18 protein-coding genes are annotated in these 14,994 nt (G+C 67.3%); 9 read left to right on the top strand and 9 right to left on the bottom strand.

The genetic code is table 11. The annotated features are described in order from the left end of the window. Positions 1-45: 45 nt before the first annotated feature. Both dnaN and dnaA read right to left on the bottom strand, forming a co-directional pair. Entirely contained in the window at positions 46-1,191 is a 1,146-nt protein-coding gene (gene dnaN / locus CRP27_RS15180) for a DNA polymerase III subunit beta (RefSeq protein WP_097181437.1), read from the bottom strand. A 485-nt stretch (positions 1,192-1,676) separates the two neighbouring features. Further along, positions 1,677-3,137 carry a chromosomal replication initiator protein DnaA gene (gene dnaA, locus CRP27_RS15175; RefSeq protein ID WP_255257624.1) on the bottom strand — a complete coding sequence of 487 codons (1,461 nt, stop codon included), beginning with the start codon at positions 3,135-3,137 and terminating at the stop codon, positions 1,677-1,679. A gap of 511 nt (positions 3,138-3,648) precedes the next feature. Between dnaA and rpmH the strand changes: the two genes are divergently transcribed. The 9 genes from rpmH to CRP27_RS15130 all read left to right on the top strand — a co-directional run bounded on the left by rpmH (position 3,649) and on the right by CRP27_RS15130 (position 9,147). Further along, positions 3,649-3,786, top strand: a complete 138-nt coding sequence (rpmH, locus tag CRP27_RS15170; RefSeq protein WP_058724833.1) for a 50S ribosomal protein L34 — start codon at positions 3,649-3,651, stop codon at positions 3,784-3,786. A 58-nt stretch (positions 3,787-3,844) separates the two neighbouring features. Beyond that, positions 3,845-4,210: a ribonuclease P protein component gene (rnpA, locus tag CRP27_RS15165; RefSeq protein ID WP_097181435.1), complete on the top strand. Its 366-nt coding sequence runs from the start codon at positions 3,845-3,847 to the stop codon at positions 4,208-4,210. Next, on the top strand, positions 4,207-4,587 hold the full coding sequence (yidD, locus tag CRP27_RS15160; protein ID WP_097181434.1) for a membrane protein insertion efficiency factor YidD: 381 nt from the start codon (positions 4,207-4,209) through the stop codon (positions 4,585-4,587). Before rnpA ends, yidD begins: the two co-directional genes overlap by 4 nt. An 8-nt stretch (positions 4,588-4,595) precedes the next feature. Next, positions 4,596-5,570 (top strand): membrane protein insertase YidC, encoded by a 975-nt coding sequence (gene yidC / locus CRP27_RS15155; RefSeq protein ID WP_097181433.1) that lies wholly within the window; start codon positions 4,596-4,598, stop codon positions 5,568-5,570. Beyond that, complete coding sequence (locus CRP27_RS15150; RefSeq protein ID WP_079237595.1) at positions 5,571-6,065, top strand: R3H domain-containing nucleic acid-binding protein; 495 nt, start codon at positions 5,571-5,573, stop codon at positions 6,063-6,065. Further along, positions 6,062-6,703, top strand: coding sequence for a 16S rRNA (guanine(527)-N(7))-methyltransferase RsmG (gene rsmG, locus CRP27_RS15145; RefSeq protein WP_097181432.1), 642 nt, complete (start codon positions 6,062-6,064; stop codon positions 6,701-6,703). The genes CRP27_RS15150 and rsmG overlap by 4 nt, the downstream gene beginning before the upstream one ends. 81 nt (positions 6,704-6,784) lie before the next feature. Further along, positions 6,785-7,678, top strand: coding sequence for a ParA family protein (locus tag CRP27_RS15140; protein ID WP_097181431.1), 894 nt, complete (start codon positions 6,785-6,787; stop codon positions 7,676-7,678). After that, positions 7,678-8,643, top strand: a complete 966-nt coding sequence (locus CRP27_RS15135) for a ParB/RepB/Spo0J family partition protein (protein ID WP_097181430.1) — start codon at positions 7,678-7,680, stop codon at positions 8,641-8,643. Before CRP27_RS15140 ends, CRP27_RS15135 begins: the two co-directional genes overlap by 1 nt. 213 nt (positions 8,644-8,856) lie before the next feature. After that, entirely contained in the window at positions 8,857-9,147 is a 291-nt protein-coding gene (locus tag CRP27_RS15130) for a helix-turn-helix domain-containing protein (RefSeq protein ID WP_369680021.1), read from the top strand. 3 nt (positions 9,148-9,150) lie between these two features. On the opposite strand, the gene CRP27_RS15125 is transcribed toward CRP27_RS15130, so the two are convergent. The 7 genes from CRP27_RS15125 to trxB all read right to left on the bottom strand — a co-directional run bounded on the left by CRP27_RS15125 (position 9,151) and on the right by trxB (position 14,980). Continuing rightward, complete coding sequence (locus tag CRP27_RS15125; RefSeq protein ID WP_097181428.1) at positions 9,151-9,741, bottom strand: ClpP family protease; 591 nt, start codon at positions 9,739-9,741, stop codon at positions 9,151-9,153. After that, complete coding sequence (locus CRP27_RS15120) at positions 9,738-10,382, bottom strand: ClpP family protease (RefSeq protein WP_097181427.1); 645 nt, start codon at positions 10,380-10,382, stop codon at positions 9,738-9,740. The genes CRP27_RS15125 and CRP27_RS15120 overlap by 4 nt, the downstream gene beginning before the upstream one ends. A gap of 62 nt (positions 10,383-10,444) precedes the next feature. Continuing rightward, entirely contained in the window at positions 10,445-10,996 is a 552-nt protein-coding gene (locus CRP27_RS15115; RefSeq protein WP_176505632.1) for a YdcF family protein, read from the bottom strand. Positions 10,997-11,089: 93 nt separating this feature from the next. Beyond that, on the bottom strand, positions 11,090-12,052 hold the full coding sequence (locus CRP27_RS15110) for a D-alanine--D-alanine ligase (RefSeq protein ID WP_097181425.1): 963 nt from the start codon (positions 12,050-12,052) through the stop codon (positions 11,090-11,092). A gap of 46 nt (positions 12,053-12,098) precedes the next feature. Further along, positions 12,099-13,403 carry a PLP-dependent aminotransferase family protein gene (locus CRP27_RS15105; protein WP_097181424.1) on the bottom strand — a complete coding sequence of 435 codons (1,305 nt, stop codon included), beginning with the start codon at positions 13,401-13,403 and terminating at the stop codon, positions 12,099-12,101. A gap of 188 nt (positions 13,404-13,591) precedes the next feature. Beyond that, positions 13,592-13,918 (bottom strand): thioredoxin, encoded by a 327-nt coding sequence (gene trxA, locus CRP27_RS15100; RefSeq protein WP_022832611.1) that lies wholly within the window; start codon positions 13,916-13,918, stop codon positions 13,592-13,594. A gap of 63 nt (positions 13,919-13,981) precedes the next feature. Continuing rightward, on the bottom strand, positions 13,982-14,980 hold the full coding sequence (gene trxB, locus CRP27_RS15095; protein ID WP_097181423.1) for a thioredoxin-disulfide reductase: 999 nt from the start codon (positions 14,978-14,980) through the stop codon (positions 13,982-13,984). Positions 14,981-14,994: the final 14 nt, after the last annotated feature.

Genomic DNA, 14,994 nt, shown 5'->3' with positions numbered 1-14,994 from the left:
GCTGATGCAGGGATGGCGCGTCAGCGCAGTGTTCGGCTGTTGCGCTTACCGCAGCAGGAGATTGGGCTGCAGCAGGTACCGGTATCCGTCCGTCGCCGGGGCCTCTTGCGAGGTCTGCCCGGTGATGAGCACCGGACCCGGCTTGTTGGGGTTCTCCGTCTTGGTGAAGGAGATCCGGACGAACTCGGAGTGCACCGCGTTCAACCCGTCCAGGAGGAAGGCGGGCTTCAACGAGACCACCGTTTCCTCCCCGGTCAGCAACGCACTGATCGACTCTGACGCCTGCGCTTGTTCGGAACCGATCGCCTCGAGCGTGAGCCCGTCGACCGTGAAGGAGAACCGGAGTGCTGCTTCGCGCTCCAGGACGAGGGAGACCCGTCGGACCGCCTCGACCAGTTCCGCGGTGTTGATCACCGCGTGGTCCTGGACGGTCTCGGGGAAGAGCCGGCGGACCGGCGGGTAGTTGCCCTTGATGAGCAACGAGGTCACGGTCTTGTCGTCGGCGTGGAACGCGATGAGCTCGCGGTCCGACGAGCCGCTGATCGAGACCGACACGGTGGACGCCGAGCCGAACGTGCGGCCGACCTCCTGCAGGGTGCGGGCCGGAACGAGTGCGTGCAGCGGGTCCGAACCGACACGACCGGAGTCCCACGCGATCGTGCGGACGGCGACGCGGTAGCGGTCGGTCGCGATGAGCGAGAGGTCGTTGTCGCCGACCTCGAGCTGCACGCCGGTGATCACCGGGGTGACGTCGTCACGACTGGCGGCGACGGCGACCTGGGAGACGGCCTCGGAGAACGCGTCGCCGGGGATGACACCGGTCTGCGCACCGATCTCCGGGAGCGTCGGGTACTCCTCGACCGGCATGGACAGCAGCGTGAAGTGCGCCGAACCGCAGGTGACCGAGATCTTCGAGTCCTCGGTCGTGAAGGTCACAGGGGCGTTCGGCAGGCGGCTCGCGATGTCGTTCAGCAGGCGGCCGGAGACGAGCACCGTGCCCGGGTCGTCGATCTGCGCGGCGATGGACGTCTGCGCCGAGACCTCGTAGTCGAACGACGAGAGCGTGAGTCGATCGCCGTCGGCGTGGATGAGGACGCCCGAGAGGATCGGGAGGGTCGTGCGCTGTGGGAGGAGCTTCACCGCGAAGGAGACGGCTTCGGAGAAGACGTCCCGGTTGACCTCGAACTTCACAGCTGGAACCCCTGTCGATCGGTTGGACTGTCCGGCCGCCCCATTGTGGCACAGCCCGACCCGGCCAGGATTTCTTGTCATCCCGCCGTCCACAAGGTTGGCCCGCTGAGATCAATCGTTAACCAGGAGTAATGGTGTTAACGCCTGTGCACACTGTGGATAACCCTGTTAACACCGCTTGTCCACAGGGAACTACACACGTGTGAGTTGTGAGTGGCGTGTGGGGGACTTCTGGATGAGCGAATCTCATCTATCCACTTCCATCCCCAGTCTCCACAGGTGGCCCCTCCGCTGTGAACAACCGACCGGCGTGTCCTCCACAGTTATCCACAGGCTTTCCACACTGTGTGAAGTCCGGCGCATGGAACCGTCTCAGATGGTGGATGCGCGCGGAAGTGGGCCGATCCGACGGTCGTCAGTCGTGCCTCCAGGCCGCTCGCGTGCGCATCTGCGGATGCGAGCCGCTGTGCTCGCCGGACCCGCGATCAGCGGTAGCGGCGGTCCTGCTTGATCCGGCTGGTGAGCTCGGTGACTTGGTTGTAGATCGACCGTCGCTCCTTCATCAGCTCGGTGATCTTCTTGTTCGCGTACATGACCGTGGTGTGGTCGCGGTTGCCGAACAGCTGCCCGATCTTGGGCAGGGACAGGCTCGTCATCTCCCGGCAGAGGTACATCGCGATCTGCCGTGCCGTCGCGATCGCCTGGGAGCGGGAGGACCCGTAGAGGTCGTCCACGGAGAGCTTGAAGTACTCCGCGGTGTGGTTGATGATGTCCGTCGGCGCGATCACGTTGTCGTCGTCGAGCGTGATGAGGTCCTTGAGGACCGTCTGCACCAGGGCCATGTCGACGGCCGTCCGGTTGAGGCTCGCGAACGCCGTGACGCGGATGAGCGTCCCCTCGAGCTCCCGGATGTTGCTCGAGACCTTCGACGCCATGAACTCGAGGATGTCGTCGGGCACCTGCAGGTGGTCGGACTGCGCCTTCTTGCGGAGGATCGCGATGCGGGTCTCGAGGTCCGGGGCCTGTACGTCGGTGATCAGGCCCCACTCGAAGCGGGAGCGCATCCGGTCCTCGAACCCGGTGAGGTGCTTCGGCGCGACGTCGGACGTGATGACGACCTGCTTGTTGTGGTCGTGCAGGGTGTTGAACGTGTGGAAGAACGCTTCCTGCGTCGAGTCCTTGCCCTGCAGGAACTGGATGTCGTCGATCAGCAGGATGTCGATGTCGCGGTAGCGCTGCTGGAACTGGTTCGAGCGGTTGTTCGCGATCGAGTTGATGAAGTCGTTCGTGAACTCCTCGCTCGACACGTACCGCACCCGGATCCCCGGGTAGAGGCTCTCGGCGTAGTGGCCGATGGCGTGCAGGAGGTGGGTCTTGCCGAGGCCGGAGTCGCCGTAGATGAAGAGCGGGTTGTAGGCCTTGGCCGGGGCTTCGGCGACCGCGACCGCCGCGGCGTGCGCGAACCGGTTCGACGAGCCGATGACGAAGTTGTCGAAGTTGTACTTGGGGTTGAGCCGGGACTCGGGCCGGCCGCTGGTGCCCGGCGCGTCGATCTGGCTCGGGACGAAGGGCGCCTCGATGTACTGACGCGGGGCTGCGCTCTGCTCCACCGCTTCCTGCACGGGCTCCGCGTACTCGGGCACGTGGCTGGCGACCGCGGGGTCGACCCGCGGCTCGGAAGCCATGTCCGGGTTCACCGTGATGGCGAAGTTCGCGACGGTGTCGTCCCCGATGCGCGAGACCGCTTCGGTGATGGGGATCCGGATGCGCTGTTCGAGCATGCCGCGGGTGAGGTCGTTCGGGACCTCGAGGTAGAGCGTGCCGGCGAGCACGCCCTTCGGCTCGACCAGGTTGAGGAAGCCGTGGAGCTGCGGGGTGATGCGGTCGTCCTCCGAGAGGAGTCCGAGGACGGATGACCAGAGGTCCTCGACGGGGTCGGCCGGCATCGTCATGTCGCGCTCGTCTCCAGGTCTCGTGTGCGGTGTTGGGCGTTCCGTGGCTCGGGGGCGCCCGTCGTGCCGGGACAGCGTCGACCGTCGGATCGTCCTGGCGGGTCGTCGTGTGCCCGGGTGGCTTCGTCGACGGCCCGGACCGCGTGTCGTCCCGCGTGGTGGTCCACAGGGTTGTCCACAGTGTTCTCCACGACCGCCACGGGTTACTGGTCGAGGAGACTCCCCCGTCCTGCCGGGCCACGGGCGGATCGATCACACCACTGTAAAGGACCGGGGCGCGTCGTACCGAACGCACGTTTTCCCCAATGTGGATAATGATCGTGCGCACGGGGTCGGCGGTCCTGGTCCGGTGCTGCGTTTGACCTGCTCGTCGCTGTCACGTACCGTTAACCAGTTGACTGCGGCCGTTCGGTCGCGCCCATCTGCGTCGTTCGACACCGAGCGACTACACATACGTGACGGCTCGCGTCGGGGTTCCCCCAGCGCAGCTGTAGTGGAGACCATCATGAGCAAGCGCACCTTCCAGCCGAACAACCGTCGTCGTGCCAAGAAGCACGGCTTCCGTGCCCGCATGCGCACCCGTGCCGGCCGCGCCATCCTGGCCGCGCGCCGCGCCAAGGGCCGCACCGAGCTGAGCGCCTGAACGAGCAACGCCTGATCGGGCACCTCGTCCGGTCCTTGCCGGGTACCTGGTAGCGATCGTGTTGGCCCGCGCCAACCGCATCGTCCGTGGTGACGACTACCGGTCCGTCGTGCGTCGTGGTCGCAGGAGCGCCACGGCGCACGCCGTCGTATCGGTGGTCCGTCGGACCTCGGACGATCCGTCGACCGGTGCCGGACCGACCCGGTTCGGGTTCATCGTCGCCAAGACGGTCGGCAACGCCGTGACCCGGAACCGGGTCCGACGTCGTCTCAAGGCGATCGCGCACGGTCTCCTCGCGGACATCCCCGTCGGCTACGACGTGGTGGTCCGCGCACTGCCAGCCGCCGCGCAGGCCGGATGGCCTACCCTGCTCGAAGACGTCTCGCGCTCCTGTGCGCGTGGTGTGGAGAAGGCAGCAGCATGAACCGCAACCTCTGGACTCGGCTCGCCTGGGTCGTCGCGTTGCTCCCGCGCAACGCGTGCGTCGTCGTGCTGCGCGCGTACCGTGCCGTGATCTCACCGCTCTACGGCAACGTCTGCCGGTACCACCCCTCGTGCTCGCGGTACGCCCTCGAAGCCATCCAGCAGTACGGCGTCGTCCGCGGATCGGCGATGGGCGCGTGGCGCATCGCACGGTGCAACCCCTGGGCAGCCGGGGGCATCGACGACGTCCGTGAACGGCGTCGTCCCTATGTCGTCAACCGGTTCGGGTTCGTGCTCGCGCCGACCCAGCAGCAGCCGCAGCCCGCGGTCGGGAACCTCCGCCCGGTCCTGCTCCCCCAGCGCACTCGAAAGGCGTGACCGTCCCCATGGACCTCATCGGTACGATCCTCTGGCCGCTCAAATGGGTGGTCTCGGCCATCCTCGTCGGATTCCACTGGGTCTTCGAGAACCTCGGCATGGACCCCGGCGCGGGCATCACCTGGGTCCTCTCCATCATCTTCCTGACGTTCGTGGTCCGCGCCGCGCTCATCCCGATCTTCGTGCGCCAGATCAAGTCGCAGCGCCGCATGCTCGAGGTGGCACCGCAGCTCAAGAAGATCCAGGACAAGTACAAGGGCAAGAAGGACCAGTTCTCGCGTGAGGCCATGAGCCGCGAGACCATGGCGCTGTACAAGGAGACCGGGACGAACCCGCTGAGCTCCTGCCTGCCGCTGCTCATCCAGATGCCGATCTTCTTCTCGCTGTACTCCGTGCTGCACGAGGCGCAGATCAACAAGACCGGCATCGGTCTGCTCACGAACGACCTCGCCGCCTCCTTCGGCAACGCGTCGCTGTTCGGTGCTCCCCTGCACGAGACCTTCACGAACGCCTCCGGCTGGGAGGTCCGCGCGATCGCCGGCTTCATGATCGTCGTGATGACCGCCTCGCAGTTCATCACGCAGCTGCAGCTCGTGGCGAAGAACATGTCGCCGGAGACCAAGGCGTCCCCGATGTACCGCCAGCAGAAGATGATGCTGTACATCCTCCCGCTCGTCTTCGTGATCTCGGGTCTCTCGTTCCCCCTCGGCGTCATGTTCTACTGGCTCGCCTCGAACATCTGGACGATGGCGCAGCAGTACTTCGTCATCCGCAGCATGCCGACCCCCGGTTCCGAGGCCGCCCTCGCTCGTGAGGCACGTCTCGCGAAGAAGGCCCAGCGTCGTGGCTCGGCGACCCCGGTGCTCGCCGAGGCCGGTGCCGGCGCCGGCGCCGGCGCCGCTGAGATGGAGGCCGTCCGCGTCACCACGCAGCGTCAGCAGCCCGTCGGCAAGAACCGCTCCAAGAAGAACGGGAAGAAGTAAGTGACCGAGCAGGACATCGCCCCCGTGACCGAGGTCGTCGAGGACGACGACACCCGTGACGAGGCGGACATCGCCGCGGACTACATCGAGGAGCTGCTCGACATCTGCGACCTCGACGGTGACATCGAGATCGAGGAACGTGCCGGGCGCGTGTACCTCTCGGTGACGGACGAGGGCGGCGCGCTGCGGGTGCTCTCGAAGCCGGACACGGTCTCTGCGCTGCAGGAGCTGACCCGGATCGCCGTGCAGGCCGAGACGGGCGAGTTCAGCCGGCTCATCCTCGACGTCGGTGGGTCGCGCGACGCTCGCGCGTCCGAGTTGCAGCGCCTCGTGGACACGGCCGTCGAGCGCATCGAAGCCGGCTCGACCTCCGCTGCACTCCCCCCGATGTCCTCGTACGAGCGCAAGCTCGTGCACGACCTCGTCGCGGAGAAGGGCTTCCACTCCGAGTCCGAGGGTGAGGGTCGGGACCGCCACACCGTCGTCACCCGATGACGGAGGCGTCCCCGGTCCTCGAGGCAGAACCGGCAGCGGCAGCGACGCTGTTCGGCGATCGTGTCGATGTGGCCCGCTCGTTCACGAACGAGCTGGCGCGACGGGGCGAGGAGCTGGGCCTGATCGGCCCCCTTGAGCTGCCGCGACTCTGGACACGACACATCCTCAATTCTGCGGTGGTCGCGCCCCTCCTGGAGGCACGTGGTCGCGTCGCGGACGTCGGCTCCGGAGCGGGACTGCCCGGCTTGGTGCTGGCCATCGCTCGCCCCGACGTGCACCTCACGCTCATCGAGCCGATGGAGCGGCGCGTGGACTGGTTGACGTCCGAGGCGGAACGTCTCGGCCTCGACAACGTCACGGTCGTCCGTGCACGTGCTGAGGACGTCGCCGACGACATCGTCGTCGACCAGGTGACGGCGCGTGCGGTGAGCGCACTGTCGAAGCTCATCCCGCTGACGGTGCCACTCGTTCGGTCTGGCGGCCAGCTCATCCTGATGAAGGGTGCGCGAGTCGACGAGGAGATCGAGAAGGCTCGGAAGGTCATCCTCCGAAAGCGTCTGGCGGACGTCGAAGTACTCGAGCTCGGAGTCGGTGTGGTCGAGGAGACCACGCGGGTCTTCCGGGCTACAGTTGACTGACGCTGCGGCTCGGGCCGGTTCATCCGGCCGCCAGTGGCTCCGCGTTCCACGTGAAACACCGAACCGGGGAAGAGGCACTCGTTGAGTTCATCGACCGATTACGACGCGTCGACACCGCTCGCGCGCGAGATCGCCGACCTGAACCGTCGTCGTCGCGCAATCGCGACGCAGCAGTTCCCGCTGCCCTCGAAGACGCGCGTGTTCACGGTCTCGAACCAGAAGGGTGGAGTCGGGAAGACCACCACCACGGTGAACCTCGCGGCCGCGTTGGCGCACGGCGGGGCACGCGTGCTCGTCATCGACCTCGACCCCCAGGGCAATGCCTCGACTGCTCTCGGCGTGAACCATCAGGCTGAGGTCGCGAGCATCTACGACGTGATCGTTGACGAGGCGCCGATCGCCGACACCGTGCAGCGATCCCCCGAGTCGGACACGCTGTGGTGCGTGCCGGCGACGATCCACCTCGCCGGGGCTGAGATCGAGCTGGTGTCGCTCGTCGCCCGCGAGCAGCGGCTCCGGACTGCGCTCGACCAGTACCTCGAGTCCCTCGACGAGCCGTACCACTACGTCTTCATCGACTGCCCGCCCTCGTTGGGGCTTCTGACGATCAACGCGTTCGTCGCGGCGCAGGAGGTCCTGATCCCGATCCAGTGCGAGTACTACGCGCTGGAAGGTCTGAGCCAGTTGCTGCGGAACATCGAGCTGATCGAGCGGCACCTGAACCCGAACCTCCGCGTCTCGACGATCCTGCTCACCATGTACGACAGCCGGACGAACCTCTCGAATCAGGTCGCCGCGGATGTGCGTGAGCACTTCGGTGGCCAGGTCCTCGAGGCGGTCATTCCCCGCTCGGTTCGCGTCAGTGAGGCGCCGAGCTACGGGCAGAGCGTGGTCGCGTACGACGTCAACTCAACCGGATCGCTCTCCTACCTGGAGGCAGCAGCGGAGATCGCAGCACGAGGAGCACAGCACTGATGGCACCGAAGCGAACCGGACTCGGCCGAGGCATCGGCGCCCTCATCCCGACCGCGACCGAGCAGCAGGAGCGTCCGGTCGACGTCTTCTTCCCCACCGGTGGATCCCCCTCGTCGGCCCCGACCGCCGAAGAGCTCGTCGCCGTGCCCGGAGCACGCCTGGCGAACCTGAACCCGCTCGACGTGATCCCGAACGCGCATCAGCCGCGCAAGGAGTTCCGCGAGGAGGAACTGCAGGAGCTCGTCCACTCCATCCGTGAGATCGGCGTGCTGCAGCCCATCGTCGTGCGCCCGATCCCCGGCGCCACGGGAGCGGAGCCGCAGTACGAACTCATCATGGGTGAGCGTCGGCTTCGCGCGACGAAGGAGCTCGGCCTCAGCACGATCCCCGCGATCGTCAAGGACACCCCGGACGACGCGATGCTCCGCGACGCCTTGCTGGAGAACCTGCATCGCGCGAACCTCAACCCGCTGGAAGAAGCCTCGGCCTACCAGCAGCTCCTCGCGGACTTCGGCATCACCCAGGAGCAGCTCGCACAGCGAATCGGTCGCTCTCGGCCGCAGATCACCAACACGATCCGCCTGCTGCGCCTCCCCTCCCCCGTGCAGCGTCGGGTGGCGGCCGGAGTGCTGTCCGCCGGTCATGCTCGTGCGATCCTCGCAGCACCCGACGCCGAGGCGATGGAGTACCTCGCAGAGAAGATAGTGAACGAGGATCTCTCCGTGCGGGCCACCGAGGCGATCGCACAGCAGTTGGCGTCCAAGACGCCGGTGCAGCCCAAGGCGGAGCCCACAAAGCGTCAGGTGCACTTCAACGACCTCGCTGAACGGCTCGGAGACCGTCTCAACACTCGGGTGAAGATCGCCGTCGGTGCGCGGAAGAGTTCCGTGACGATCGACTTCGCGAACGGGGACGACCTCAACCGGATCCTCGGTGAGCTCGGCATTGAGGACATCGCGGGCTGAGACAGCTGCGCTGCACAGCCCTGAACGGCGCTGTACGCCGTTCTGCGCTGAGATCCGGGCGTTCGCTGTGTCGCAGGCTGGCCACATTGAGTTCGGGCCGCAGCGCGCCTCTCAGCGCGTCGTGCCACCGCCTGCCCGTCCGCGCGGGGCGAACAGCAGGACCGGTACGTTCCACGTGGAACATGGCAGCCTGATCGCATGACTCCATCCCCCATGCCCGAGCCGCTCTGGCGGCACGTCGTCGGCCGCCAGCTTCGCGAACGACGACGCGGCCGGGGTGACACCCTGCAACACGTGGCGAAGCGCGCCGGTGTCTCGCCGCAGTACCTCTCTGAGATCGAGCGGGGACGGAAGGAGCCTTCGTCGGAGAGGATCGCCGCGGTGGCGGGCGCACTCGACACGTCTCTACTGGATCTCACACTCGGTGCCGCGGACGACCTCCGCGCATCCCGGGCGCCTGACAGCGTCGCGCAGGTTCGAGTGGACTTCGCGCTGGCCGCCTGACCATCACGGGCGGCGGGCAAGTACCTTGTCCAGGAGTCCGTACTCGCGAGCTTGCACCGCAGTGAACACGCGGTCGTGATCAGTGTCGGCTCGGAGTCGCTGAGCTGTCTGGCCGGTGTGCTCGGCGAGCACTGCCTCCATGTCTGCCCTGATGCGAACGAGCTCCTCCGCCTGCAGGATCAGCTCCGGAATGGCGCCTTGTCCCTGTGTTGCCGGCTGGTGGAGAACGACGCGGGCGTGTGGGAGTGCCGACCGCTTCCCTTGCGATCCGCAGGCGAGCAGCATGGCGCCGACGCCGATCGCCTGGCCGACGCAGGTGGTGGCGACATCTGGCCGGACGTACTGCATGGTGTCGTACACGGCGAGCATTGCGCTGGGGTCGCCACCTTCGCAGTTGACGGTGAGGTGGATGTCGGCGTCCGGGCTGTCTGATTCGAGGAACAGCAGTTGAGCGATGAGCGCGTTGGCAACACCTGCGTCGACTGGTGTCCCGAGGTAGATGATGCGCTCCGTCAAGAGGTGCGAGTAGACGTCCATCACGCGCTCCCCTCTGGGATCGCGCGCGATGACGCTGGGAATGGTGTAGCTCGTCACCGGGTCACCGCCGAGGTCGGCGCCGCAGATGGCACGAAGCCGAGCGAACGTGTGTGGATCGGAGTGGGGCGGATCGCCGTGAAGTCGGTGACGATGGCATCGATGAAGCCGTAGTCGAGGGCCTCCTGCGCCGAGTACCAGTGGTCGTGGAGGGAGTCCTCGAACACCCGAGCGACGTCCTGGGAGGTGTCCTCCGCGATCAGCCGCAGGACGGTGTCTCTCGTGTCCCGGAGGTGATCGGCCTGCAGGGCGATGTCCACCGCTGATCCGCCGATCCCCGCCGACCCTTGGTGCATGAGTACGCGGGTGTGCGGGAGTGCTCGGCGCTTCCCACGTGTTCCCGCGGACAGGAGGAACTGCCCGGCGCTGCACGCGATGCCGAGCGCCAGCGTGGACACATCGTTCGGGATGGTGCCCATCAGGTCCCGGATCGCCAGCATCGCCGGCACCGATCCCCCCGGCGAGTGGATCCACAGGGCGATGTCTGTGTCTGGGTCCTCGGTGGCGAGCTGCATGAGATGCGTCATGAGAACCGCACCGTTGTCATCGTCGAGTGCACCGTCGAGGACGAGGACTCGCTGATCGAGCAAGGTGCGCCGGTGTGCGGTGTCGAAACGCAGGGGGCTGGCTGTTTCGGTCATACGGCCAGCGTGTCCGTGCAGAAACAGGTCCGCGCGGGGTGCTGCCCAGGGCAGATCTGCTGTCAGCAGCCGGGACGTTCCACGTGGAACACCGACCTCAGCTTCATGAGGCCGACCACCGCGAAGAGCGGCTTCATCCACGTCATTTCGCCCAGCCGGTAGTCATCAGCGGCGACCAACCGACCGCCGAGGTTCGGCCGCTGTCGGGCAAGGTACAAGCGGGCCTTCGCGGCATGGAGTCCGTTCGACGCGAAGGCGATCCAGTCGTACTCCTCAACGAGGGGCAGGACGTTGCGGACGTTCTCCCACGTCGACGAGCTGTGCGGCTCCACGAGCATCTCGCCTCGCCAGTGCAGACGGTCGACGATGTACTGGCGGAGGAGTACCGCTTCCGGAGTCGACCCGCGGACGGCTCCCCCGCTGCAGATGATCGTGGCTGTGGCTCCGGCCAGTTCGGCGCGCTCGGCCGTCCGGACAGCGATGCGAGCGCGCCAACGATTGACTGCGTTCGGCCGGTTCGATCGATTCCCGAACCCGAGGACGACGACGGCTCCTCGGGTCCCGGCACGCGGCTGCGGAAGTTGCCGGGCTGCTCGTGCTGCGCTCTGGTGCACCCACTCACCCCAGGTGAGCGCCGCCGCTACGACCACTCCTACCGTGGCAACGGTGGCCGATGTTCCACGTGGAACGCCGCGCCCCCGCACTGGTCAGCCGCGGTGGTCGCGAATCGCCTGCTCGGCGAGTTCCGCATAGGTCCAGCCGAGGTCGAAGCCGGATGCCGAGAGCGCTTGCGGGACCAGCGAGGTCTCAGTGAGTCCGGGGAGCACGTTCGCCTCGAGGAACCACGGGGTCCCAGCGGCGTCGATGATCAGGTCGACTCGGGAGATGTGCCGGAGACCGAGTGCCGCGTGCGCAGCGATGGCCGCGTCTGAGGCTGCCGCGGCGAAGTCCGCGGAAAGGCGAGCCGGCGTGTAGAAGGTGGTCTCCCCCGCGTTGTAGCGGGCCTCGAAGCCGTAGATACCGTTCCTCGGGACGATCTCCACTGCGGAGAGCGCCACGGGGCCATCGCCGGTGTCGATGATGCCGACCGCGACCTCGGTCCCCCGGATGAGCTGCTCGACCACGACGTCGTCGCAGTACGTGTAGGCGGTGACCATCGCCCGCGGGAGGTCGTTCACGTCGTCCACCAGCGTGACGCCCTGTGCGCTACCACCCCGCGCTGGCTTCACGGCAAGCGGGACGGGGTGTTCCGCCGCGATGCTCTCGAGGACGCCGACGGCACCGAGCTCCCGGAAGACGTCGTGGGAGAGCGTTACGGACCGAGGAGTTCGCACGCCTGCCCGCGCGACCAGCGCGGAGGCGGTGGGCTTGTCCCATGCCAACCGGGCCGACGTGGAACGTGAGCCGACGAACGGGATGTCCAGTGCCTCCAGGATGCCCCGCAGGGCGCCGTCCTCACCGGAGGCGCCGTGCAGTGCCGGCCACACGACGTCCGGGCGGGCCTCCCGCAGGGTCGGCAGGAGTGACGCGTCCGCGTCGCGGAGGTCGACCTGCCAGCCGTAGCCCGTCAGGGAGTCGGCGACGCGGCGCCCGGACCGCAACGACACGTCACGCTCGTGGGAGATCCCTCCCGCGACGACGACGACGTGACGGCGAGTGAGCTCGGCCATGCGAAGGGACCTCCGGTACTGCGGGCGGGACGATGAAAACTGCTGATCAGGAGACGTTGGGAGGCGGCGCGCTGACCGACGAGGTCGGCCGGACGAGCGTGTTCGGCCGGGTCGTCGGACCGAAGGTCTCGATCAGTTCGAGCTCGTCGTTCACGACGTTGGCGAGCCGCTTCACCCCGACGCGGATCTGCTCCGGCGTCGGGTAGCAGAACGACAGGCGGATGTGGCCGCCGCCGCGACCGTCGGCGTAGAAGGCAGTACCGGGCGTGTACGCGACGAGCTCCTTGACGGCGCGGGGCAACATGCCCTTCGAGTCCAGGGACTCCGGGAGCGTCAGCCAGACGAAGAAGCCGCCGTTCGGCTTCGTCCAGGACAGGTCCGGCAGGAACTCTCCGAGGGCGGACATCATGGCGTCCCGGCGCTCCGCGTACAGTCCCCGGAACGTGTCGACCTGACCCTTCCAGTCGGCGGCGTCGAGGTAGGCGTTCACCACGTACTGGCCGAAGGAGTTCGGCGCGAGGACCGCGGACTCGTTGGCAAGCACGAGCTTCTCGCGGATGGCGTGCGGCGCGAGGGCCCACCCGACGCGGAAGCCGGGTGCGAGCGTCTTCGAGAACGAGCCGAGGTAGACCACGCCCTCCTCGTCGATGGACCGGATGGCCTGCGGCGCGGGCTCGTCGAACCAGAGGAGCCCGTACGGGTTGTCCTCGAGCACGAGGATGTTGTTCGAGCGGCAGATGTCGAGGATCTCGATGCGACGCTCGCGGCTCATCGTCACGCCGGCCGGGTTGTGGAAGTTCGGGATCGTGTAGAGGAACTTGATCCGCTTGCCCTGGGTGCGCAGGTTGGCGATGGCCTCACGGAGTGCCTCGGGCACGAGGCCGTTCTCGTCGGTGGTGACGTGCACCGTCTCCGCCTGGTAGGACCGGAAGACGCCGATCGCTCCGACGTACGACGGGGACTCGGCCAGCACGACGTCACCCGGGTCGATGAAGAGCCGCGTGACGAGGTCGAGCGCGTGCTGCGAGCCCGTCGTGACGACGACGTCCTCAGCGCTGGCACGGATGCCCTCGAGGCTCATCACGTCGACGATGTGCTCGCGCAGGGACCGCAGGCCCTGTCCACCGCCGTACTGCAGTGCCATCGCGGCGTCCTCGGCCATCACACGGTCCAGGGAGCCCGTGACGAGCTCACGAGGGAGCGCGGAGACATACGGCATGCCGCCGGCGAGCGAGACCACCTCGGGCCGCGAGGCGACGGCGAACAGGGCTCGGACCTCGGAGGCGCTCAGCCCGGCGGTGCGCTGGGCGTAGGAGTCGTACCAGGGGTCGAGGCTGTTGCCGTTCGTCATCTTGGCTCCGTTCCAGCGGGACGTGCCCGCCACTCACATTCCCGCCACACTACGACATGGACCCCGGAAACCCGGGCTCCGCGACGGGGCCGATCCTGAACCGGTGGACCGGAACGGCCCGGAACGGCCGGGAACGACGAACGGCCCCGCTCCCTGTGCGGGTGCGGGGCCGTTCGTGCGGCGTGGTCCTACGCGAGGAACTCCGCGAGGTCTGCCTCGAGCGCCGGCTTCGGCTTGGCGCCGATGACGGTCTTGACGACCTCGCCGCCCTTGAAGACCTTCATCGCCGGGATCGACGTGATCTGGTAGTTCATCGCCGACTGCGGGTTGTCGTCGACGTTGAGCTTCACGATCTCGATCTTGTCGGCGTGCTCCGCGGCGATCTGGTCGAGGATCGGCGAGACGGCGCGACACGGGCCGCACCACTCGGCCCAGAAGTCGACGAGGATCGTCTTGTCGGACTTGAGGACCTCGTCCGAGAAGGTGGCGTCGGTGACTGCCTTGGCGTTGGACATGTGTGCTCCTTCGAGAAGTCGATCAGTGGGTGCAACGGCTGGGCCGTCGCAGTATTCCCCGGGTCAGGCGCGAGCGGCTTCGACGTCGATCGTCACGGGCGACTCGGGCGCGGTGCCCTCGGCCGGGACGGTGAGCGAGTCGTCAAGGTCTGCGAGGTACTTCTCGGCGTCGAGGGCGGCCACCGTGCCTGACCCGGCGGCGGTGATCGCCTGCCGGTACGTGGGGTCGATGACGTCGCCGGCGGCGAAGACACCCGGCAGGTTGGTCTTCGACGTGCGGCCCTGGACGGCGATGGTGCCCTCCGGCGCGATGTCGATCTGCCCGTGGATCAGGTGCGTGCGGGGGTCGTTGCCGATCGCGATGAACAGACCGTCGAGGGCGAGTTCGCTCTCGGAGCCGTCCACCGTGTCGCGCAGCGTGACGCCCGTCACGGCGGAGTCACCCGTGATGCCCGTGACCTCCTTGTTCCACGCGAACTCGATCTTCGGGTCGTTCATCGCGCGGTCCTGCATGATCTTCGACGCGCGGAGGGTGTCCTTGCGGTGGATGACCGTGACCTTGTCGGCGAAGCGCGTGAGGAACGTCGCTTCCTCCATCGCCGAGTCACCACCGCCGACGACGGCGATGTTCTTCTGGCGGAAGAAGAAGCCGTCGCAGGTCGCGCACCAGCTCACGCCGTGGCCGGAGAGACGCTCTTCGTCGGCGAGGCCGAGGTGGCGGTACGCCGAACCCGTCGCGTAGATGACCGCGAGGGCCTCGTACGTCTCGCCGGAGCCGACGGTGACCTTCTTCACGTCGCCGGTGAGGTCGACGGAGACGGCGTCGTCGTAGAGGACCTCGGCGCCGAACTTCTCGGCCTGTTCCTGCATCTTGATCATGAGGTCAGGGCCCTGGATCCCCTCGGGGAAGCCCGGGAAGTTCTCGACCTCGGTCGTCTTGGTGAGCTCGCCGCCGGTCTCGACGCTGGACGCGACGATGAGCGGCTTGAGCTCCGCCCGCGCGGCGTAGATGCCGGCGGTGAACCCGGCCGGGCCGGAACCGATGATGATGAGCTGGCGCATGTGCCTCGATGCCC

Source organism: Curtobacterium sp. 314Chir4.1, from assembly GCF_900215175.1.
Lineage (GTDB): Bacteria > Actinomycetota > Actinomycetes > Actinomycetales > Microbacteriaceae > Curtobacterium > Curtobacterium pusillum_A.
Note: the sequence above shows the minus strand (reverse complement) of the source record. Positions and strands in the feature narration are given on the sequence as shown.